Genomic DNA, 21,268 nt, shown 5'->3' on the forward strand with positions numbered 1-21,268 from the left:
GGCCGGAACAAGAAAACAACTTTGAACCAATTTTCCTATACGCGCGTGTATGCGTGTACGAACAGGCTACTATTACTTCTTTTTACTATTTATAAATAAATAGGTTACTTCTTGTTCCACTTGTTAAGAACCGTTGATTTTCCTTATCATTACTAACTTTAGGGAAAGAACAAGTATGGGAACAAGGTAAGGTACAACTTAGCGTTGTTCCTCGACTCGGGAATAAGCTCGTTGCTTTCCGTAGACAGGAAACGTCACAACACCATTCTTGTTCCCAGTGTACTTGTTCCACTCACTGATCTTTCTCATAATGGCACCGATGGCATAGGAATCTGAAGGCTTTAGCATGGATGCCTCTTTACCGAAACACTCACACCAAATCTCCATATTGCAGACAAGGGTTCTTTGTACTGTTCCAACCCGGGTGCCGCCGCCAAATTCGCTACCGCCAAGGAAATTTCTACGCTCGTACAAAGACATCGTGTCCCAATCATCCGGCAAGAGCGTATCCAAGTAAGTACGAACCAGTCCTTCTCGTTCATCTGTTTCCATAGCATCTGCCTGTTCACTAGTTGCCATGGATACATCATCACCTTCCAGGTAGAGTTTTTCGCCCTTCTCATAAAGCTCTAGTGTCTCTGCCCAAATCTGCTGTACTTCCTCTTTGGTCATCTGCCAAGCTTTCTTTTTACTGTTTCCGCTAATACGGACTGGCCAGAATCTGCGGTTGCCTGTAATATCCCGAAGAAATCCGCTTTCTGCATTGGTAGAACCTACAATTACGCATTGACGGGGATGGCTTTCGACGTTGACCCCATAACTGGCACGGTACTTATCATCCGCCCTTGAAATAAAGGACTTTACAACCTCCACATCCGTCTTACGCATTCCAGCAAGCTCTCCTAGTTCCAGTAACCAATATCCCTGAAGTTTCTCAGCACCTGATTTATCTTTCATGTCCGTAATGGTCAAACTATCTGAAAACCAATCCCCTGCAAGCTTCGCAAAGAAGGTTGACTTACCGATACCTTGAGGACCGTTTAAGATTAGAACACTATCAAACTTTGTACCTGGTCTATAAATACGGGCTACCGCTGCAACCATCGTTTTGCGAATCACCGCTTTTGTGTAGGAATTATCTGTTGCACCGAAATAATCAATTAATAGATTTTCTACTCGGCTAATACCATCCCATTTTGGCAGGGAGTCTAGGTACTCCTTAACAGGATGGTATGCTCGTTCTGATGCTACTGCTAACACAGCATCCTTGGTCTTGGTAGGTGAATAGACTCCGTATTTGCTGCTTAAATACACTTTAAGAAGTGCATTATCTGAATCATTCCAACCCATCTTGATCTGTTCCCAAGGCAGGCCACCTTTGGCATCAATACCATCACGGTGGCAATTAAAAGCTATATGCTGTAATTCCTTGTCATGACGAATAATTAAAACGATGTTGTCTAGCGTGTCTTTTATTCGGCCTTGCTTATCCAATTCCAAAGCTGTCTGCCAATCCTCATCACTAAACTCATCTTCAGCCTGAGCCTGTCTTTCCTTTGCGAACTCAGCTTTTACCGCTTCATCTTTTATAGCAAACTCGCACATTGCCACAAAAGACGGCATCCTACCAGGAGCCGTAGTCGTGGAAGCTCTATCATCTAAAGAGCCGAATTTATGAATACGAACAAGGTCAAAAGCATTAAGGAGCAGGCCGCTTGCTGGGTCGGTGGCATGGTGGCTGTATGCAAATTTATCATCATAGATAATCACACCCGCACTACTGTCAGCTGGAATATAGTCATAGCGCCCTTCCATGGCAGATGGTTCATAAACTGCACCTAAAAATTTCTCAATTGCTTCACGAACGGAATAGGCACGACAGAAAGTACCTACTACACCTTCCTTTAAAAGCGGATCGGCTTGTTCTTTAAGACTGCGATTAATAACTTCAGACTGCCTGCTTGATACGGGCCAAGTTGATGTATCTCGCCAGTTTTCATATTTTGAAAGATAAACATCCGGGTCAAGTAATGCTCCATCCTGCTCTTCGTAGACAAATTCACCATTAGAGGAAGTAGATGGCCAATACATAAGGCGATGAGCTTCATATGTCGTATCATCGAAAAGGTCAATACCGATTTCTTTTGCCACCATACGTCCAACGGCTGCATATTCTTCTTCACTGATCTCACGAGCAAGGGGAACGATAAGTCTGAGTCTCGGATTTTCTGGTGTATGTTTATGAGTGGAGTAAACACAGCATTTGTAGTCGAAAAGCATACTGATTTGCTCCCAAATATCCGGTCTACCGTAATCCATATCAAGGGTAAGCAAAGAGCGACATAGAACATTGCCCTTCTTTCGCCTTCCTTCTTTTAAATGTCCTCCGACAAAGCCACCCACGTCTTTGATATCATCTTGTTGACCTTTTTTAAGTTTCCGATATTCTTCTACCGTTTCTGTAGTACGTTGCGTCGTCTTTACACGGGAGCAAAAATCCACCCAGGAGATATCTTTGTTTTTCCATTTCCTATCCATCCGGCTATTGCCCACTGCAATTTTCATAAGCTTTCAACCTCCTCATGCTCCGGACTAAAATATCTGACCGTTTGTCTGCGTTTTTTGGCTACTTCAATTTCCCTCGCCATACCGCTTGAGATGGTATTGCCCAGCACCCACACCTCGGAGCATTTACCCATAAGTACGATGTCCATAAATATGGCAAGCTCCCGTTCCTCTGGGTTTTCATCATCCATAAACTGCGGAAACATAAGATGGGGAGCAATTGGAATACAGTTTTGGTCTAAGGCAAACCTGCAAAAACTGCGAGCCTTTTTAATGTTTCCTTCTACATCACCGGAATAGGGAGAACAGATATATACAAGCGGCTTAAAGGCAGATTTTTTCTCTACCTTTTCCTTTTTCATTATGTTGGTCAGTGCTTCATGGGGAGTTGGGTCATGGTATCCTTCGTGATTGAATTTGTTGATTCCCATTACACACCCTCCATTTCTATCTGTGGCAAAATACCGTCTGCCTTCATCAGTTCGTAAATGAAGAGTCTGCCTTTTTGTGTCCAATATGTATGGACCTTTGTATGCTGTTGCCCATTACTGCCAAGGTAGCTATGAGTCTTAGTGCTGGTGTAACCTTTTTCCGCATACTTCTGATATAAAAGCCAAATGCCGCCTTGTTTAAATTGGACGCCCTTTTTATTAAGGTAGCGGTTCATCCAAATAGCTGACTTGCCGTAATCTTTGGCAATTGCTGATGTAGAAATGAGGTCTTTGCAATTTAGAACTACATCATAATAGGAGACTTTCGGTTTCATTTCCGCAATCTGCTGATTCTGAACAGCAATCGTACCTTCAAGTAATTTATTTTGATTCCTTACTTGATTTAGTTGCTGATTGGCAAACTGTAATGCCCTTGCCATGATTGCTTCTGGAGAGTTCCATCGTCTTTCAATTTCAAGAAAGTACCCGCGGCATTGTTTTCCTTTTGGAGTACGCTGTATCATGCATAGCTCTTTTGCCATATCAATTGTTATTTGATGGTCCACAGCTGGTCTTCCACCTGTACTTTCCGACAGAAATGTCGAAAAGTCCGTACCCTCCACAAATCCATACTCACACATTCTTGGAAACCATTTATCATAGGGTGTTTTCACTTCCAAAACCGCATGTAAATCACGGCCAAGTACTGTGGGGCGGTCTTTTTCATAGTTGATTCTTACTAATTCGTCCATACGAATTACCTCCTGTAATATAGTCAGAGAGGAAACCCCTCTACCTAATAGCCACAGGAGGTAATGAATGTTGAGGATTTTGAAAAAATATATTTAATCTTTTTGATAAAACTGACACTCATAGCCATCAGCACTAAGTAACAGACCATTTGCCCATGTTGGGGTTCTAGCCATTTGTTCACAAATAGTAGAAAGTGACATCCTCATGTCCGCTTCGATTATAATTTCATCGTGCACATGAGCCACAATGGAACAATTCTTTAACGTCTGCATGGCGTGGCACAAGATGTCACGACTGATTGCCTGGACAATATTCTCTACAAATTTTGGACCGTAGCTTTCGATTCTTTCCCATTTCTTTGTCCCACCAACCCCTTCATAAGTAACTGACTCACCACCAAATACATTCTCTCCCATACGAGGTTTTACATAGGAAAGCCGCCTGCCGGAAGGAAGGACAATAAAGAGCATCCCACTTTGATATATAAATTTAATGCCGTGTGTTTCTGTAGGAATTTTCTGCTTAACGCAGGTTTTTACAGCGTGGTCAACATCCCACCATAGTTTTGTAATATTGGGATTGGATTGTCTCCAAGCCGTTACAAGAGGTTGAAGTTCCTCTTCTTCAATTCCCATCTCCAAAGCACCCATTGATTTCAATGCTCCAACAGATCCACCGTAACCTAGGGCTAATTCAGCAATTTTTCCCTTCTGACGAAGATGTCCATTAACACCGTTTTTCTCCACAGGTACATTAAACATCTGAGATGCACTTGCACAGTAAATGTCACCGCCATTTTGGAATACATCTATTCTCCATTTTTCTCCCGCAAGCCAGGCGATAACGCGAGCTTCAATCGCTGAAAAATCTGCAACTATAAACTTCATGCCCTCCTGCGGTACAAAAGCAGTACGGATAAGTTCCGACAGCACCTCCGGGATAGAATCATAAATTAAGGTAAGAGCATCAAAGTTTCCGCTACGAACTAAGGCACGAGCCTGTTCCAAATCAGGCATATGGTTTTGAGGGAGATTTTGCAGTTGAATAAGCCTGCCCGAAAACCTACCAGTTCTGTTTGCTCCATAAAACTGAAACATTCCTCTTGCACGACCATCATTACATACTGCATTCTCCATTGCTGTGTATTTTTTTATCGATGATTTTGCAAGCTGCTGACGAAGTTCCAAAACGGTGCCTAGTGGTTCAGGTGCTGTCTTTAACATCTCAGCAACTGCTTTTTTACCAAGACTATCTGTTTCCAATCCGTTATCAGCAAGCCATTCTTTCATTTGTTGTATAGAGTTTGGATTCTCCAAATTAGTTATATCCTGCATTAAAGCCATTAGCTTTTCCCGCGACTGTTCATCCATCTTGACGGCTTGTTTTACAAAAGCCATGTCAATAGCGATACCACGATCATTGATTTTCTGGTCAAGATGATATTCTGACCATATATTCTCTGGAATCGGGAATTTAGATAGTCTCTGCTGTATTGACATCTCGGCTTCCACATCACGGATGTTATATGCTTTAAATCGCTCCCATTTATCCATGTCGTGTTTCGGTAGATTGCGAACTCGTCCTCCGTTTGATTTAGTGGGGGAGCACGGTGTACAGAAATATTTAATAAGGTCTTTGCCTTCCGTCAATTTTTGTTTTTCCAATCCTAAAACTGCACCGACACCCTCAAGAGAAAGCGGAAGTCCCATATAAGCCGACCATACCATTGAACATTTCCAGGATGTAGGGTCAAGATAATCAGTAAGGTTAAGCCATTTTGATAAGCAAACACGCTCAAACATAGCATTAAAGGCCCATTTGGTAACGGAATTATCCATAAGGGCATTGATTATTTCATTTGGGATTTTCTCTCCACAGGCAAGATCGACCACCTGAACTGCACCGCCATCAACCGAATAACCAAACAACAGAATTTCAAAATCATCACTCTCGGCATAACGGTAGACTCCACATTTTTGAAGATTGGCACTACTAAATGTCTCAATATCAATAGATATAGAATTCATGTATTACACCCTTTCCAATGCAAACGAGGTGACAGAAGAACAACTTCCACCACCCCGTTTGTATTCATACTTTAGCTGTTATGCTAGGAAATCATCATCTTCAATTGTGGTGAAATCATCAGCCGCTGTGGTTCTGCTGCCTAAAGGCTCTCCGTCTCTAATCTTCTGGATGTTACCAAGTCCGCAGGCCACACCCTTGTTCCCATTAGAATTGAAAGCATAGAAATTAAGTGACACTCTTGCATAGCAACCACTGTATACCTCATTGCGATCCAGAATAGGCTTGACTGCTTTATCTACAATCTGAGGCGGAGTAGTGCTGTTGGCATTTACAAAATAATGTCCTTTATAAGCCTCATCATCTCGTTCTACATCACCATCTCGAAGCGGCAGCTTGATAGCAGCCTTATTTGGTTTTTTACCGCCAAACTTTGCAATGCCCTCTTCAATAGCTGCATCAACTGCTGCATTGATGGCATTAATGGTTTCCTTATCCGATTTAGGAATCAATACCGATACACTATACTTTTCTGCCCCACCATTGATGGATACGGGCTCCCAGCCGTGAAAGTAGCTAAGACGTGTGTTGACGCTTGTAACAACCTTCGTTCTGTTTTGATTATTCATATTCCTATCCCTCCGTAATTTCATTAAATTCGTTTTTTACATTTGATATATTCATAGCTGGCCGCTTATCCGAATTTGGAACCAGCGTTGGCTTGCCCGGTGGTTTATGTATGAGACCACCGAGAATTTGCTCAAATTTCTTTTTGCCCATCAGCTTCTGCATTTCTGTAAGGGTAATGAGACTCTGACGGTAGATATCTTTATAGCCGTTTGCCTTGGCTGCTTCAGCCACAGCTTCTTCGTCTTTATATTTGCGAACAGATCTGCCCTCTACTACCTTAAAACCGTGCCACTCTTTCCCGTGATTAACAGCAGCATCCGTGGCATAAGCTATAATTTCATTTGCCCACTTTGTAAGGTCGGACAGTTTAGAAAGAACTTCTTCAATTTCAGAGTCCGTAAGCAGGGGTGGCAGTTTAAATTCCATCTGTGCTAATTTCAGCTTTTCTTCTGCTCTTGCACGGCATTTAACAGCCGCTCGACAGAAAGTACACCATTCACCTGGAAGATAGTCACCTTCGCCTTCGTAGGCCTTCTTCGCCTTTGGCTTCAGTTCATTTTCTGCCCAGTCTTTTAATTCCTTTACCGGGATTGTCCATGTACTGACATTTTCCCTGCGGGGTTGGAAGATGGTCATGGAAACCTCCTCGATGTCGTACAAACTATCGTAGATTTCCAAAGCACCAAGGGCATACAATTTCATCTGCGGATTATCCACCGCATCTACCAACACACCCATGCCGTACTTAAAATCAATAATATGAAGCTTTTTATCTCCAATAATGATGCAGTCACCAGTTCCGAACCCCTGCGGCACATAGCAGGAAAAATCAAGACGTTGTTCAATAAGTATTAGCGGGTCCGTACAGCTTTGCCTTGCCAGTTCAAACTGCTCCATTACAAATTCCACATAGGCATCGCTGTGTTCTTCCATCTCATCGGTGTTATAAGCCGAGACAGGACGCTTACTCCTCATGTGAAGTGCTTTTTTGAGTTTATGTTCACATAGAGCATGGGCGGCTGTACCTTCAGCGGCCGCATTGGATTCGCTATTTTCAAATTCCAGTTCCAATCTTGCAGATGGTAGACAATTAAGCCACCTATGGGACCCTGATGCGGAAAGTACTGCGTGATCACTCATTACCTAGTACCTCCGCATCTTTCAACATATCTGTATAATGTTTTGGGTCAACTTCGCTTAATTTAGAGCCACCGTATTTTTGGATGATTTCCCTCACTTGGGCAGTAAGACCGGCTTGACTCTTTTCAGCAAGTTTTGCTCTGACTTCCTCCAGTGTGATCTCCTTTTTCTTTGGCGCAGGTTCTTTTACAGGTGTAGTCGGTTCTTTTGCTTCGACAGGTTCATTGCCCGCCATTGCATCAGCAACCGCTTGTATGCTGTCTGCCAAAGAACGCATATCAGAAACCACATCAAGAAGTAGTTTGATTTTGCTCATGGTTTAATCCTCCCTCCTTAATCTCACTAATGGCGAGTTCCTGTACGGTGTCACCCGGAACAAGGATAGTCAGTTTCTGCTTATCACCAAGTAAGAAACGGAGGAAACGCTCCCTTATGGTGACATTACGACAGGAAACAATCCCGCCAGTCTGTGGAGTTTTTGAAACACTGATTTTCAAGTTGTGTTTCATGTTCTTCACCTCTTTCCGAGAGCGTTTATGTGCTGCCCTCTACCTATTAGCCGTGGCAAGAGGGGAAAGTTGAGGATTCTGGAAAAACTTTTTTGAAATTCTTCTTGGCTGTATCTAAACGGTGTGAAATGGCACTTTTACTAACACCCTCACGCTCTGCATACTCCGTTACAGATACACCATCTAGGAATATAGCAATTAGTAACTCTGCTTGTTTTTCCTTGAGGTTCTTGCGGATAATTTCACAGATGTATTCATACTCTTCTTTTTTATCCCGAGCCACTTCATCGGTGTTATCAGGGAAATAGTCCATATGATCCGTTGCATCCTCAGATTCATCGTCCTTGCGGAAGGGCTTTTTTGGCATCCCTCTGTGTCTGTCAAATTTATGCCAGTTATTGTACTCGGGCTTGTTAAAACGCTCGTCCATAATCTCCTGTGGCGAACGACGAGTTACAGTTTCCTTATCTTCGGCACAGGACAGCCTGTCCTCATAGTCCATATCAATCATTACAGTGCAATCCTCGTCTGGTACCTCCAAATAGGTAGGTTTGTTGTCGTACATAATTCTAATTTTCATTTTGCATCCTTTCCGTCGGACTGCATTGGCGGCAAAGGATACAAAAATAGGTCTGTGCCTCGAAGTACACAGACCCTTTGTCCTGAAAATGAGCGCAACAAGGTAAGGTACTTCTATTGCAACGTATAACAATCCTAAACGGACTGAAACGTAGCAATATGTATCCTTTGCCCTTATTGCAAATCAGGCATTTGATATTTTTTTGTAGACGAGGAATGGTCTAATTCTTGCTAACTACGAAGGACCTTTCCTTCATCTATCATTATTGTAGGTGAGAATTGGACAGCCTTGGCGGACACCTCATGCCCGTTAATTTCAGGCTCAAAATGACGCTTTTCCCAACAAAAACACCTAAAAACAACAATAAAAAAAGCCATACACAAACCCTTAAAAGGATTCATGTATGGCTTACTTAGTTAATAACTAAAAAGCGGACATCCTGTGTCCGCTTTTTCAAAAATATTATTGAATTTTATAATGGCTCTGCGCCATGTTCCTGTAAAAACGTTCTAATCTCATCCATCGATTTTGCATATAGGTGAGTCAATGCAAAGTTATACCAAATATGACTATTGTTATTGAAGTTCAATGAAAATGGTGAGTTGCGAATTATATGACTGCTAATATTTGGCGGTAGATGAAGTCCAAGGCAAATCAATACTATGGAATTAATAGATCCCGGTTCCTCACCATTAACGATTCGTCTTATGGTACGCTCGTTGACCAATATTTTCTCTGCTAATTCTTTATAAGTTACTTTTTTCCACTCACGTACTATTTTGAGAGAGCTGGTATAGCTATTTGGCAATTCATTATAGATTCGCATTTCTTCCGCTATTGTTTCGGCTAGTAATTGGGCCTTCTTTTCTGGAGCCGCATACTCAAAACCATTACAATACTTTATATCAAAATCTATATTTGATGTCTTATCACGGTTGAGGAAACATTCAGTATAGTATCTTTCCCTACACCCAGATTTGACTGATAACTCGAAAACCAAGCAGCACTCTTCCATATGGGTTCGTGCGTAGTCTGTAAGTACCGTTTGTCCGAATATATCTTGTGTTAAATATTTCGGATGATTTAGCACAAAGTGGGAATCCACATATATATAACTTCCATCCCTAACTAAAGCGGACATTTCTGGATTGGTTATGCTTTGGATAGCAGCATCCTCTGCACCTATAGAAAAGGTCTGATTTCTTTCAAGCACACCCTTCTTAAATCTATGCGGCTTGACGTAGCGACCATCTATATAAGTAAAAGTTCCGATTGCTTCCTCATATCCAGCATCAATCATTCGGATTTTAGCTGCTGCCCGAGATACGCTGAAGAACGTTGCTAAGGCGTCAATAACTGGTTCCATTACATCTATAAGTTCAGATGTTCCCAGTTCTGAACTGAATTGCTTAATAAATTTGAACGCTTGGGTTTTAAACATGGCAAGTGGCATTTGTATCTTTGGAGCGAGGGCATTCGCCTGCCATTCCATCCAGTCAGTTGCATCTCTGGTATTGTCTTTTATACCCCCAACTACCTGACACTTGATTCGTGTGGCACTACTATTATATAACCGTTCCAATTCAAATGCTTTTCTATGTTGATCCCAATGAACACACTCATGCACAATAGTATTATTGACTGATCCCAGGTTACGAAGGAAGTAAGCTTTAGGATCCACGATTATTGTACGGCCACTCACATGGGTCTGTACCATTTCATCGCTATCTTCATCATAAAACTCTGCATCACAGTCGTGAAAGTATATCTGCCCAAAAACAGAGAAATCCTTTGTAATCTCTCTCATTTCTACTGTAAGGCCCATTTTTTCTGCCAACACCTGTGGCTCAACTGCCATTGGGTTTTTTAATGCTTCAGGGTAATGTCTTCTAAGGAAGTCTGTGGCAACAGATTCTAGTTGTTCCTTATGAATGATAGGGACAAGGGAGTCTGACATAGGTTTCGGTTGCTTATTTTTGCTAGTATACTCAGTTATACTAGAGATTGAAAAATCATCCAAATTGCAATCCAAATCTCCTGAGCATTCCAGCATAAACCATTGCCGACAATTTTCTGATTCATCATAACGATGATTTGATTCACGGACTTCGAATTCAGCTTCAACAGCAACATCAAATTCTATTTTCATGTCCGGTAAGTCATTAACTGACACAAACTTAACTTCTACATCTGACAATTCTATTCCGCCGATGTTTCGAACCCTGTATAACCGTAAGTCTAAATCTTCACAATTATCCGTTGCATAGGTTTGTATGGCAGAAAATATCTCATTATAGAATCTATCAGCCACATAATCTTTAAAAGAACGATTACCCGCCAAGGCACTCCCTCCTCGCCCCATATGAAATTAATATCTTTAAGGATTTTTACTATTCAAACATTAGTTCATAGGTAAATTATAGCATATATTATGGTCATCTCGATATTTATTTTGTGTTTGTGAATTTTAATTGTTGCTTCGCTAATTTTGTGATAAACTTTATTTATTAACTTGGTCTAGGTACTAAGGCGAGGTGATAATATGTCCATAAGTTATAAAAAACTATGGAAACTTCTTATTGATAGAGACATGAAGAAAAAGGATCTGAGGGAAGCAGCCGGCATTAGTACAGCCTCAATGGCTAAGCTTGGTAAAAATGAAAATGTTAATACTGACATTTTAATAAAAGTATGTAAGGCTCTTGACTGTGATATTGCTGATATTATGGAAATTGTTAGAAAATAGTATCTTTCACCAAAACACTAAATAGGGGATTTGTAGATGGGGGAAAAGTTATAACTATGAATAAAGACAATCAAATCAAAAATGAATCTGGTAAACAAGCCAAAATTCTTGTATCAGAAATGCTAAATAATCTTAAAAATGAATTAGGGATTAATATAGAAATTGAAGAAGGGTACTCTATAGGTTACCCAAATCAAGAAAAGCAATTTAAAATGGATTTTCTTGTTCAATTTACTGACTTTGATAATGAACAATGGTTAATAAAATCAACTAACTCTATAAGGGAACGTATATACGGTACAGAATTTTTTGCACAAAACATCAGGCTTATCGATGAGAAAGTAAAAAATATTTATGTTGTTGTTCCAGATTCTATATCTTCAGCTGAAATGAAAAAGAAAAGAAACTACTCCGTAAAAATAAACGGAACAACATATACTTCCTTTTTAACTGATGTTTTAACCGTTAATGAATTGCGGCAAAAAATTGTAGAAAAGGCATCTCAAAACATAGCGCAGGGCTTACGTGCTAATGTGCTTGGTAATGATGCTGAAACCAGTATTGTTAACCTGCTTAATGATTTGAAAAATAAAGCATTATGGAATGATTATCAAAACGCTCAACAAACCATCAAATCATCAACATACAAGATATACAAAGAGATCCTTGAAAAAATTGATCTAAAGGAAGGCTTTGATAAGATACTTGAAGTTACCGCTACAAATGATATTCCTCTATTATCCAATAGGGGAAAACCGAAAACAGATGTATCAGTTACAATCAAAACAAATACAAAAGAATTAATTAGGAATATCAGTATAAAAAACACTCGTGAAAAAACTGTCACTATACATGAAGGTAGTGTTTCGGATTTGATTTCTGCATTAAAATTATCGGAAAGCGACCCACTATCGCAAGCACTTATACATTTTGAAAAAGTCGGTAGCAAAAAAAAATTAATTGCAGAGCATCCTAACTCAGATAAAATTTTAGAGGAAAACTTAAAATTGTATAATAGAGAACTTATTGAATTCTTCATTTTTGGTTTACATAGCCCTTTAGTCAATGACAAGATACAAATGGTAGATTTAATTATATTTACAAATAAATTTGCTGTTTGGAATCGTGATGATTATATTAAACATTACATCGAAGAATATAGTGGAAAAGGACAATTTGGAACTCCTTTTAAATGGACTTATCCAAGCAAAAAGCGTGGTCAAAAAATACAGATTAAAGGTTTTTCAAACAATTAAAGCAAAAGACTAATACTAGCAAACTATACTTGCTGATATTAGTCTCTATATTAGTTATAAAGCTATAGTTTTTATTTTTTCAATATCCTGCATTTCAGCCAACAAAAGTCGCTCTTTCATTGCTTCTGCAACAGCTTTAATCATGGGAACAGCAACAGAATTTCCAAACTGCCTATACATTTGTGTTCTTGACACAGGAACTTTAAAATCATCAGGGAAACCCATCAAACGTTTCAGTTCTAATTCGCTGAATAATCGAAGCCCTGTTTCTCCGTCTTTTACAAATGTTCCTGTAAGACGCTGTATTTTGTGATAACTAGCTACTAAAGTGTTAACTTGTATAGTGCTATCAAAATCAACAATCTGTGGCTTCCCATCATCCTTTTTAAATAAGTAACTTTCTTGCAAACGCTTGGAAATTGAATACCCTGTAGGATTATGCTCTAAAATAGCATTAATTGGAACCTTATTGTCAGGATTACCTTTAGGAAATGAAAAATCATTAATGCCTAAATCAGGATGAAATCCCACAATTACAATACGTTCACGTCTTTGTGGAAGCCCAAAATTTTGTGCATCCATAACTTCATAAAAAACGGAATATCCTAGACTCTTAAGATTGTCTAAAATGACTCGAAATGTATTCCCATTATCATTTGTTAAAAGCCCTTTTACATTTTCTAACAAAAACATCTTAGGTTGCTTTTTCTTTAGGATCCTAAGAACATCGAAAAATAATGTTCCTTGCGTTTCATGAGCAAAACCTTCACGCTTGCCTATATTGCTAAACGGCTGACAAGGAAATCCAGCCAATAAAACATCGTGATCTGGAATATCATTTTCGTTGATTTTTGTAATATCACCATGAGGCTTCTCACCATAATTAGCTTCATACGTTTGAGCTGCATATTTATCCCATTCAGAACTAAATACACATTTCGTATATTTGTCTTCAAATCCTAATCTAATTCCTCCAATACCAGCGAATAAATCAATAAATGTCAATTTTATTCCAAGGTTTTGTTTTTCAAAATTATTATTCGTTTTGTTGTATGTAGATTTGGATTCTCTCACCATCAATATATTGTTCCTTTTCACACTATGCTCTTGATTGTTCTTATTTAGATTTTCCATTGCTAATTCAATCAATGCCATACATTTTTGACTGAAATTATTGCAATTTTCGATGTCAGTATCCATAATTCTAGTGTAAAGTTTATCTGTAATATACACGCTTTTTCTTTTCTTTTTTTCTGACTCAGGAATAACCTTCCTTCCTGCACCGAGTCGATTTCCACCACGCATTGCAATCACCTTTTATCTTAATATTATACGGAAATTATAGCACTATTAATTTGAATTATCAACCCCCTTTTTTCATTTTCGTCCGTATATTTCAATATTGATACGTAGTGCTTACTTTTTTATTTTCGTAAAAATAACCTTGCACTTGCTTTTAACATTCTATTTAACATAACATCACCTCGATATTAGAATTTAAACAACTTCTCAAGAAAGCCACATCCATCCTATCTCCACACCCCCACGAAGTTATCTAATCTGTCAACACAACCCCACGCACTATTATACAGTCGACCTGTTTCCTCAATAAATAAAAATAAGGATTCCCGAGGTTAAAAGGTACTGCCAGACATTAGGCAGAAAATCTTTCAACCTTGGAAACCCTTTATTTATCAGTGTTTTGAATAGTCCTATTTCTCCACCCTAGACATCAAGGCAACACACTCAACGTGACTAGTATGCGGAAACATATCCATAAGCTTTACTTTATCTATCCTGTAACCTCCATCTATTAACACCTTTAAATCTTCAACTAAGGTCTTAGGGTTACAGGATACATAGATTATTTCATTTACATTAAAATCAATAATTTGTCTCAATGCTTTAGGATGGATTCCAGGTCTTGGTGGATCTAGTATTATTAAATCCGGTTTATCATTTAGCGTTTTTACTACCTTTGCCACATCTCCAGCTATAAATTTGCAGTTTTCTATTTCGTTTAAACAGGCATTTTCATTTGCAGATTTTACTGCTTCCTCTACAAGTTCCACTCCTATTACTTTTTTTGCACTAGAGGCCACTATCTGTGATATAGTTCCGGTGCCGCAGTATAAATCGAAAACTGTCTTTAAAGAAACATCCCCTAAAAACTCTTTAACTATACCATATAGCTTTTCTGCTCCCTTAGAATTAGTCTGAAAAAAGGTTTTAGGCGATATTTTAAATTTCAAGCCTAGAATTTCTTCCATAATATAATCTCTGCCATATAAAACTTCCAGTTTATCTATCTGAACTACATCCGATAGACTGTCATTTATAGTATGAACTATACCTGATAACTTACCTTTATATTCTAAACCCTTTAGAATTTCAGTGATTTCACTAAAATCAAATTCAATCTGAGAAGTAGTCACAATATTTATCAGAAGTTCTCCTGTATTTTTTCCCTTTCTAAGTACCAGATTTCTTAAATATCCATTGTGACTTCTCACTCTATAATAAGGTAATTTCATTTTTCTGAAATATTTTACAACCCTATCTAACACCAATGTGAAATCCTTATCAACTATTTTACATTCATCCACATTTACAATGCTAAATCCCTTTCCCTTCACATGCATTCCAAGTGTAAGCTCACCGTCTTTTTCTTCATCGCCAAAGGAAAATTCCATCTTATTCCTGTATTCAAATTCTTCAGGACTTTTTTCTATTCCTAAAAATTTAAAGTCCCTAATATCTGCAGAATGAAACAAATCCAAAACCTGCTGTTCTTTTAGCTCAATTTGTTTATCATAGGGTATAAATTGAGAAACACAGCCACCACAAAGGGAGAAGTGTGGGCATGATACCTTTTCTGCATATTTTACGTTTTCAATTATTTCTGTTACTTTAGCTTCCAGATAGTTTTTCTTTTTTCTACTAATCCTAGCTTTTATTTTCTGACCCGGAAGAACGTTCTTTATAAATACAGTTGTTCCATCTTTTTCTGCCACTCCTATATATGGAAATTTAAGTTTTTTTATATAAAATTCATATTCATTACCCTTTCTCAATTCACAATCTTCCCCTTCTTATTTTAGTATTTAACTAAATTTTTGTCCTATAGTCTGTTTATATTTAAATTTACCCATCACAAGAGGATATAAGATCAATACTATTATAAATATCAGTATATACATGCCTTTCATATCCGACACCTGATATCCTACAAGCCTTAAAATAACATCAAATAAATACAGAATTGCCAAAGAAACAATTGACGTTACAGCCGTATCTATTATAGACGCTTTTAAAGTTTTAGGCAAAAATGCTATCTTAAATTTGCTGCGGGAAACCTTTTTATCCTCTTTAATTATTTTATCTTTATTTATATTATCTTCATTTTGTTGTACTTTATCTTCTAATTTAACTACATCATTTTTTTGATGATTTTCTTCTGCCTCATCTTCTGTATTAGAACCGTCATTTTCATCTATATGTTCCAAATCATGTTTTAACTCATCTTTTTTCACCTCAACCACGTCATGTTCACTTGCACCTTTTTTCTCTGGCTCCACTTCTTCATCTGAGTCCACATCCTCAGGCTCACTTACCTGTTCATCAGCAATCTTTTCTTCTCTATCTCCATCAGCTATGTTATCTCCATCTATATTTTCCAGTTCATCTCCCGATTTATCTTTTTCCTGTTGATTTTTAAATTCTTCTAATTTTCTTTTTTCTTCCATATTTTTATTCTTAAGTTCCTCTAAGAACTGCTGTTTAGCTTGTTCATCTACTGAGAGCTGTTCTTGATTATCATTTTTTTCTGTCATCAAATATGCCCCTCCTTGTTCTTTTAACTTTCTTATAACAAATATATTATGCTACACTACAACATTTATGTAAATAGATATAAAAAATTCTTTCATTTTATTAACATATTATTTTATAATTGCATCTTAAAATTTTTACAGGAATATGTGGTAATTATACGTGAAATATCCTTATTATCTTTAACTTGTTATTTATTTTTAGATGTCTTATTATAATTATATTCAGATAAATTCATAAAATAGGAGTAATTGCTATGAATAAATTTAATTTTTCTCTTTTAGACTTTATAGATATAATTTTTTTTATAGTTGTTGTAACAATTAAGATTTTAATATATGGAAGACATATAGAAACTGGATATATATCTTCCGCCAAACTCTTCATTCCAGTTATTGCTTCCGTGCTAATTTTTACTTCCATAGCCTGTATTTTTAAAAACAAAGGGCGTGCCAGATTTCTGTATCTATGCAATGTTATAATAAGTATTGCTATAATTAGTAATTCTATTTATTTTAGATATTTCAAAGATCTTATATCTATACCTGTGTTAATAAGTGGATTTCAATTAAATGCAGTAAAATCCAGCGTGATTAACTTAATTGACCTTAGGGATTTTTTATACCTTTTTGATATTTTATTTATAATTCCTTTTATCAATAGATATGCAGCCAAAGGCAGCCAGAAGCTTTCCTTAAACTTTAGACTGTCAATATTTTCAATATTGCTCATATTAGGACTTTTAATAAATTACAGAAGCTTTTACAATTTATCTAAAGAACAGCCTAGACTTTTAAGTACTATGTACAATAAGGTGTATATATCGAGAAAATTAGGTATATTGAATTATCACTGTCTGGATATTTATAACACCATTTCTGCAAATATAAATAAACTGGTTCCCGTTTCCAAAGAAAAACTGGATGAAATACATAACTTTTTGGTATTAAATAAATCCAGTCATGAAAATTTAAATGGTATTGCTAAAAATAAAAACTTAATAATGATTCAAGTAGAAGCCCTTCAGAGTTTTGTTATAAATGGTTCTATCAATGGGCAGGAAATAACTCCAAATTTAAATAGGTGGATAAAAAGGTCTGAATACTTCGATAATTTCTACTATCAAACAGCCGCCGGCGGAACTTCTGATGCAGAGTTTATGACAAATACCTCATTGTATCCTGCTTCAGCAGGGGCAGCTTATTTTCTTTACTCTGGCAACTATTATAATGCAATGCCTGAAAATTTTAAGAATAAGGGCTATTCTACCGCTGCCTTTCATGGGTTTAGAGAAAGCTTCTGGAATAGAAATATAATGTATCAAAAATTTGATTTTGACACTTTTTATGGTGAAAGCAGCTATAAACAGGATGAATCCATAGCGGATTAACCCCCTCGTTTTGGACAGAATCTAATAAATTCTTCATTTCTATTAAATTTAGACCCTTATTTGAATGTTTGTTAGGTTTTCTTCAAAATAAAGGTTATAAAATTCATGTGGAGCCATAAATCTTAAACTTGAATGTAATCTCCTATTATTGTAGAATTCCATAAATTCATTTACTATTTTGTATGCTTCTCCATAGCTTTGAAATTCATTAATTTTTAAACACTCATCCTCAAGTATTCTGTGAAATGATTCTACATGTGCGTTTTTATTTGGCGTCTTCACTGGTATTCTCTCATGTTCAATTTTAAGTTCTTCACAGCATTCATCAAATTTATGACTTATAAACTGGGGTCCGTTGTCTGTTCTTATTACTGGCTTTTTAGAGTCTTCCTCAAACAAGTTTCTTCTTATTAAGCACTTCCTCAGTAGTGCTGCAGCATCTTTAGCCTCACAGTGTAAACCCATGTGGTAATCTATAATGCTCCTATCAAAGATATCAATTAAATTTAGTAAGTAGAAGAATTTATCCTCACCTTCTATATAGCCATATTTTATATCCATTTCCCATAGTTGATTTGAGCCTGTTATAGTTCTGTTAATTGCAATATTTCTCTTTATTTTAGTTCTAATTATTCTCTGATCTTTAAGTATTCTGAGCTCTTTGCAAAGCCGATAAACCTTCTTATGATTAATCACAAGATTACAATATTTTCTTAAATGGTAAGTTATTTTTCTATATCCATAGTTAATAGCATCCCCGTCAATGGCCTCCAAAATAAATTCCTTAATCTGATCATCGCATACTTTCTCACCATCTCTGTTTATACTATATCCTTTTGGCTTTCCACCTTTAGGCCTAGTCTTTTCTTTGCCTTCTACACTTAAATTATAGTAATATGTTGATCTTCCGAGTTTAACTACTTTAAGTACAAATACTGCATTGTATCCTTGCTCTATATACTTTTTAGCTATTTCTACTTTTTCCTTAATTGAGGGTTTGATTTTTTTATTAAATCTCTAAGAATTGCTATTTCTAAATCTTTTTCTCCTAACAATTTTTTTAGATGATCATTTTCTTTTGTTACCTCTGTCAGCTCATTTTCAAGTTCTTTTTCTCCCTCAACTAAAGCTTTTCTACCAGGCTTAATTTTAATCTCATCCTTATCCTTAGAATTCCTTATCCACGTAAATATAGTTGATTTTGAGAGCCCATGTCTCCTTGATACCAGTGAAACATTTCCTACTTCTTTCACTTCTCTTAATACCTCTTCTTTTAATTCTTTCGTATAACTTTTTCCTTTCATAGTTTACCTCCAATCACTTTCTACATTATAATAAATATAGATGTAATGGTCCAAACCTATTTAGGGGCTTAAGAGATAGGGCTTGGGTTAAGTGATAGATCCTTTCTTACCCAGTCTTTAGATAAGCTAAGCAAAATGCAATCTCCCTACTATGCCTTTTTAATAACACTTACAAGTCATTTTCCCTTTGACGATGTAAACAAGTATGGAGATTTTGATACGGGTGACTTTGAGGATACTCTTGTAGGCAATTATATAAAGGCTATACATTACACAGATGAACAGCTTGGAATGTTTCTTGATGAATTAGATAAAGAAGGCATATTGAAAAATTCTGTAGTAATATTGTATGGGGATCACCATGCAATACCCAAAGATAAACAATTGCAGCTTTTTAAATACTTAAATAAAAGTTCTCACTCTGATGTGGAACGGGAGAAACTCCAGAAAGTTCCTATGTTTATCCACTTTCCTGATGAATCCATAAAAGGCGTAAGCTCTGTTTATGCAGGACAAATGGACATATATTCTACTGTATGCAATTTATTTGACTTACCTGAGAAAGAAATGCTGGGAAAAGATTTATTCAACGCTGAAAATCAAAGTGTTATATTTAGAAATGCATCTTTTATAAATAAAAATTATTACTATTCCTTTCAAGATGATGCATATTATGATATAAATGCAGGCAATAAAATCACAAAAAATGATATACTTAAAGCAGAAAAGGAAAATGTATTAAATCAATTAGAGTACTCAGATTATATATTGAAGCATAATTTAATTAAAAAATTAGATTCCTATGAAAATAAATAATTTACACGGAGGTAAAATATGTTTGTTGATGCACATAACCATTTGGACTTTTATAAGGACAGTTTGAATTTAAATAAGGCGTTGAACATAATAGACTGTGATAATATTAAAACGCTGGGTTGTTCTATGAATCTGGAAAGTTACCTTTTCACTAAAAATTTAAGTATATCTCATAAAAACATAATCCCCTGTTTTGGAATTCACCCTTGGGAAGCTCATAAAAACTACAGAAACCTGGATACGTTTGATAAATATATAAAAGAGTGCAGGGTCATTGGTGAAATAGGTCTTGATTATCACTGGGTTTTAGAAAGTGAAAAATTTCCTTATATGAATAGAGTTTTTGAATACTTTTCAGATAAAGCTAGTAAATATAATAAAATTACCAACATACATACAAAAGGAGCTGAAAGTGAGGTACTACAGACTATAAAAAAATATAACTTAAGGACACCTATTATTCATTGGTACAGCGGAGATTTGGATACACTAAAAAGACTTTTAGATTACGGCTGCTATTTCACAATCAGTATTGATATAGGTCATTCCAGCCTTACTAATGAAATAGTAAAATTACTTCCTTTAGATAGAATTTTCACCGAAACTGATGGACCAACAGCTTTAAAAAATAACAAATATATATATCCAAATGAGGTTAAAAATATAATAAAATGGATTTCTTTTATAAAAAACACCCCTTATGAAGAAATCAGAGCACAAATTTGGAATAATTTTAACACGCTGTTTGGCAACTAATTATTATATAATTAAATGAGCAAATTTTATTATAATTTTGCTCATTTATATATAGTATGTATTATATTATTTTAAACTTATTTTTTTTGATTTTTTCTAATTCTGGATCTTTTATACATAAAATCTATAGTAATAGCTAAAAGTAAAAATGCCGATAATAATATATCCATATTACTTCCCAGTGGTGAATAATAATATGAAACAAATTGAACTATTAATATCACAACTCCCAATACAATAAGAAAATTCACTTTAAAATTTACATACTTTTTATCCACACCTTCTGCATCCAATCTGAATTTTTCTCTCACTGTTTTGCTGTATTTCATTCCTAACCCTTGAATAACTCCCATGAGTCCTAAAAGAGTTAATAAATTTGTCATAGCTGACTCCATAGCAAATACCTCCACATAAATTTTCATTGTCAGTAAAAAACCTCTTTAAAAATTATATCATGGTATCATTAAAATTTCAAAATCAACATTCAGTCACCTTGATTACATAATAGAATATGATATGATTAAATATATATTAAT

The 21,268-nt window shown here is 36.4% G+C and carries 20 protein-coding genes; 5 read left to right on the forward strand and 15 right to left on the reverse strand.

The window, feature by feature from the left end; translation table 11 throughout:
• Positions 1 to 198: 198 nt before the first annotated feature.
• The 9 genes from CKL_RS13000 to CKL_RS13045 form a co-directional block, all read right to left on the reverse strand.
• A complete protein-coding gene (locus tag CKL_RS13000) occupies positions 199 to 2,565 on the reverse strand; it encodes a virulence-associated E family protein (RefSeq protein ID WP_012103001.1) in 2,367 nt (788 codons plus the stop codon).
• Complete coding sequence (locus CKL_RS13005; RefSeq protein ID WP_012103002.1) at positions 2,562 to 2,996, reverse strand: DUF7768 domain-containing protein; 435 nt, start codon at positions 2,994 to 2,996, stop codon at positions 2,562 to 2,564. Before CKL_RS13005 ends, CKL_RS13000 begins: the two co-directional genes overlap by 4 nt.
• Positions 2,996 to 3,748: a phage antirepressor Ant gene (locus tag CKL_RS13010; RefSeq protein ID WP_012103003.1), complete on the reverse strand. Its 753-nt coding sequence runs from the start codon at positions 3,746 to 3,748 to the stop codon at positions 2,996 to 2,998. Before CKL_RS13010 ends, CKL_RS13005 begins: the two co-directional genes overlap by 1 nt.
• Positions 3,749 to 3,841: 93 nt before the next feature.
• Positions 3,842 to 5,776: a DNA polymerase gene (locus CKL_RS13015; RefSeq protein ID WP_012103004.1), complete on the reverse strand. Its 1,935-nt coding sequence runs from the start codon at positions 5,774 to 5,776 to the stop codon at positions 3,842 to 3,844.
• Between the two features lie 78 nt (positions 5,777 to 5,854).
• A complete protein-coding gene (locus tag CKL_RS13020) occupies positions 5,855 to 6,403 on the reverse strand; it encodes a DUF2815 family protein (RefSeq protein WP_012103005.1) in 549 nt (182 codons plus the stop codon).
• 4 nt (positions 6,404 to 6,407) lie between these two features.
• Positions 6,408 to 7,544: a DUF2800 domain-containing protein gene (locus tag CKL_RS13025; RefSeq protein WP_012103006.1), complete on the reverse strand. Its 1,137-nt coding sequence runs from the start codon at positions 7,542 to 7,544 to the stop codon at positions 6,408 to 6,410.
• Positions 7,537 to 7,860 carry a hypothetical protein gene (locus CKL_RS13030; RefSeq protein WP_012103007.1) on the reverse strand — a complete coding sequence of 108 codons (324 nt, stop codon included), beginning with the start codon at positions 7,858 to 7,860 and terminating at the stop codon, positions 7,537 to 7,539. The genes CKL_RS13025 and CKL_RS13030 overlap by 8 nt, the downstream gene beginning before the upstream one ends.
• A gap of 239 nt (positions 7,861 to 8,099) precedes the next feature.
• A complete protein-coding gene (locus tag CKL_RS13040) occupies positions 8,100 to 8,633 on the reverse strand; it encodes an ECF-type sigma factor (protein ID WP_242649424.1) in 534 nt (177 codons plus the stop codon).
• Positions 8,634 to 9,105: 472 nt separating this feature from the next.
• Positions 9,106 to 10,974: a helix-turn-helix domain-containing protein gene (locus CKL_RS13045; RefSeq protein ID WP_012103011.1), complete on the reverse strand. Its 1,869-nt coding sequence runs from the start codon at positions 10,972 to 10,974 to the stop codon at positions 9,106 to 9,108.
• Positions 10,975 to 11,175: 201 nt separating this feature from the next.
• Between CKL_RS13045 and CKL_RS13050 the strand changes: the two genes are divergently transcribed.
• Complete coding sequence (locus tag CKL_RS13050; RefSeq protein ID WP_012103012.1) at positions 11,176 to 11,379, forward strand: helix-turn-helix domain-containing protein; 204 nt, start codon at positions 11,176 to 11,178, stop codon at positions 11,377 to 11,379.
• 56 nt (positions 11,380 to 11,435) lie between these two features.
• Entirely contained in the window at positions 11,436 to 12,635 is a 1,200-nt protein-coding gene (locus tag CKL_RS13055) for an MspI family type II restriction endonuclease (RefSeq protein ID WP_012103013.1), read from the forward strand.
• Between the two features lie 54 nt (positions 12,636 to 12,689).
• Here CKL_RS13055 and CKL_RS13060 read toward each other — a convergent pair whose 3' ends face one another.
• From CKL_RS13060 to CKL_RS13070, 3 genes are all read right to left on the reverse strand, one after another.
• A complete protein-coding gene (locus CKL_RS13060) occupies positions 12,690 to 13,940 on the reverse strand; it encodes a DNA cytosine methyltransferase (RefSeq protein WP_012103015.1) in 1,251 nt (416 codons plus the stop codon).
• Positions 13,941 to 14,347: 407 nt separating this feature from the next.
• Positions 14,348 to 15,709: a 23S rRNA (uracil(1939)-C(5))-methyltransferase RlmD gene (gene rlmD / locus CKL_RS13065; RefSeq protein WP_012103016.1), complete on the reverse strand. Its 1,362-nt coding sequence runs from the start codon at positions 15,707 to 15,709 to the stop codon at positions 14,348 to 14,350.
• A gap of 30 nt (positions 15,710 to 15,739) precedes the next feature.
• Entirely contained in the window at positions 15,740 to 16,468 is a 729-nt protein-coding gene (locus CKL_RS13070) for a hypothetical protein (protein ID WP_012103017.1), read from the reverse strand.
• Positions 16,469 to 16,722: 254 nt separating this feature from the next.
• Here CKL_RS13070 and CKL_RS13075 point away from each other — a divergent pair, with 254 nt between their 5' ends.
• A complete protein-coding gene (locus tag CKL_RS13075; protein WP_012103018.1) occupies positions 16,723 to 17,856 on the forward strand; it encodes an LTA synthase family protein in 1,134 nt (377 codons plus the stop codon).
• Between the two features lie 48 nt (positions 17,857 to 17,904).
• Here CKL_RS13075 and CKL_RS13080 read toward each other — a convergent pair whose 3' ends face one another.
• Positions 17,905 to 18,858 (reverse strand): IS3 family transposase, encoded by a 954-nt coding sequence (locus CKL_RS13080; protein ID WP_148204824.1) that lies wholly within the window; start codon positions 18,856 to 18,858, stop codon positions 17,905 to 17,907.
• Complete coding sequence (locus CKL_RS20890; protein ID WP_011989064.1) at positions 18,831 to 19,160, reverse strand: transposase; 330 nt, start codon at positions 19,158 to 19,160, stop codon at positions 18,831 to 18,833. Before CKL_RS20890 ends, CKL_RS13080 begins: the two co-directional genes overlap by 28 nt.
• Before the next feature lie 75 nt (positions 19,161 to 19,235).
• Here CKL_RS20890 and CKL_RS13090 point away from each other — a divergent pair, with 75 nt between their 5' ends.
• On the forward strand, positions 19,236 to 19,976 hold the full coding sequence (locus CKL_RS13090; protein WP_081427986.1) for an LTA synthase family protein: 741 nt from the start codon (positions 19,236 to 19,238) through the stop codon (positions 19,974 to 19,976).
• Positions 19,977 to 19,994: 18 nt separating this feature from the next.
• On the forward strand, positions 19,995 to 20,732 hold the full coding sequence (locus tag CKL_RS13095) for a TatD family hydrolase (RefSeq protein WP_012103020.1): 738 nt from the start codon (positions 19,995 to 19,997) through the stop codon (positions 20,730 to 20,732).
• A gap of 77 nt (positions 20,733 to 20,809) precedes the next feature.
• Here CKL_RS13095 and CKL_RS13100 read toward each other — a convergent pair whose 3' ends face one another.
• On the reverse strand, positions 20,810 to 21,127 hold the full coding sequence (locus CKL_RS13100) for a hypothetical protein (protein WP_242652489.1): 318 nt from the start codon (positions 21,125 to 21,127) through the stop codon (positions 20,810 to 20,812).
• Between the last annotated feature and the right edge of the window lie 141 nt (positions 21,128 to 21,268).

It is taken from the genome of Clostridium kluyveri DSM 555 (assembly GCF_000016505.1).
GTDB classification, from domain to species: Bacteria; Bacillota; Clostridia; order Clostridiales; family Clostridiaceae; genus Clostridium_B; species Clostridium_B kluyveri.

What these genes read in the sequence shown, in the direction of transcription:
- CKL_RS13060 (WP_012103015.1), bottom strand. Translation starts at nt 13,940, where the DNA reads ATGCGTGGTGGAAATCGACTCGGTGCAGGAAGGAAGGTTATTCCTGAG.
- CKL_RS13010 (WP_012103003.1), bottom strand. Translation starts at nt 3,748, where the DNA reads ATGGACGAATTAGTAAGAATCAACTATGAAAAAGACCGCCCCACAGTA.
- CKL_RS13015 (WP_012103004.1), bottom strand. Translation starts at nt 5,776, where the DNA reads ATGAATTCTATATCTATTGATATTGAGACATTTAGTAGTGCCAATCTT.
- CKL_RS13055 (WP_012103013.1), top strand. Translation starts at nt 11,436, where the DNA reads ATGAATAAAGACAATCAAATCAAAAATGAATCTGGTAAACAAGCCAAA.
- CKL_RS13095 (WP_012103020.1), top strand. Translation starts at nt 19,995, where the DNA reads ATGTTTGTTGATGCACATAACCATTTGGACTTTTATAAGGACAGTTTG.
- CKL_RS13000 (WP_012103001.1), bottom strand. Translation starts at nt 2,565, where the DNA reads ATGAAAATTGCAGTGGGCAATAGCCGGATGGATAGGAAATGGAAAAAC.
- CKL_RS13100 (WP_242652489.1), bottom strand. Translation starts at nt 21,127, where the DNA reads ATGGAGTCAGCTATGACAAATTTATTAACTCTTTTAGGACTCATGGGA.
- CKL_RS13020 (WP_012103005.1), bottom strand. Translation starts at nt 6,403, where the DNA reads ATGAATAATCAAAACAGAACGAAGGTTGTTACAAGCGTCAACACACGT.
- CKL_RS13005 (WP_012103002.1), bottom strand. Translation starts at nt 2,996, where the DNA reads ATGGGAATCAACAAATTCAATCACGAAGGATACCATGACCCAACTCCC.
- CKL_RS13075 (WP_012103018.1), top strand. Translation starts at nt 16,723, where the DNA reads ATGAATAAATTTAATTTTTCTCTTTTAGACTTTATAGATATAATTTTT.
- CKL_RS13025 (WP_012103006.1), bottom strand. Translation starts at nt 7,544, where the DNA reads ATGAGTGATCACGCAGTACTTTCCGCATCAGGGTCCCATAGGTGGCTT.
- CKL_RS13070 (WP_012103017.1), bottom strand. Translation starts at nt 16,468, where the DNA reads ATGACAGAAAAAAATGATAATCAAGAACAGCTCTCAGTAGATGAACAA.
- CKL_RS13040 (WP_242649424.1), bottom strand. Translation starts at nt 8,633, where the DNA reads ATGAAAATTAGAATTATGTACGACAACAAACCTACCTATTTGGAGGTA.
- CKL_RS13050 (WP_012103012.1), top strand. Translation starts at nt 11,176, where the DNA reads ATGTCCATAAGTTATAAAAAACTATGGAAACTTCTTATTGATAGAGAC.
- CKL_RS13030 (WP_012103007.1), bottom strand. Translation starts at nt 7,860, where the DNA reads ATGAGCAAAATCAAACTACTTCTTGATGTGGTTTCTGATATGCGTTCT.
- CKL_RS20890 (WP_011989064.1), bottom strand. Translation starts at nt 19,160, where the DNA reads ATGAAAGGAAAAAGTTATACGAAAGAATTAAAAGAAGAGGTATTAAGA.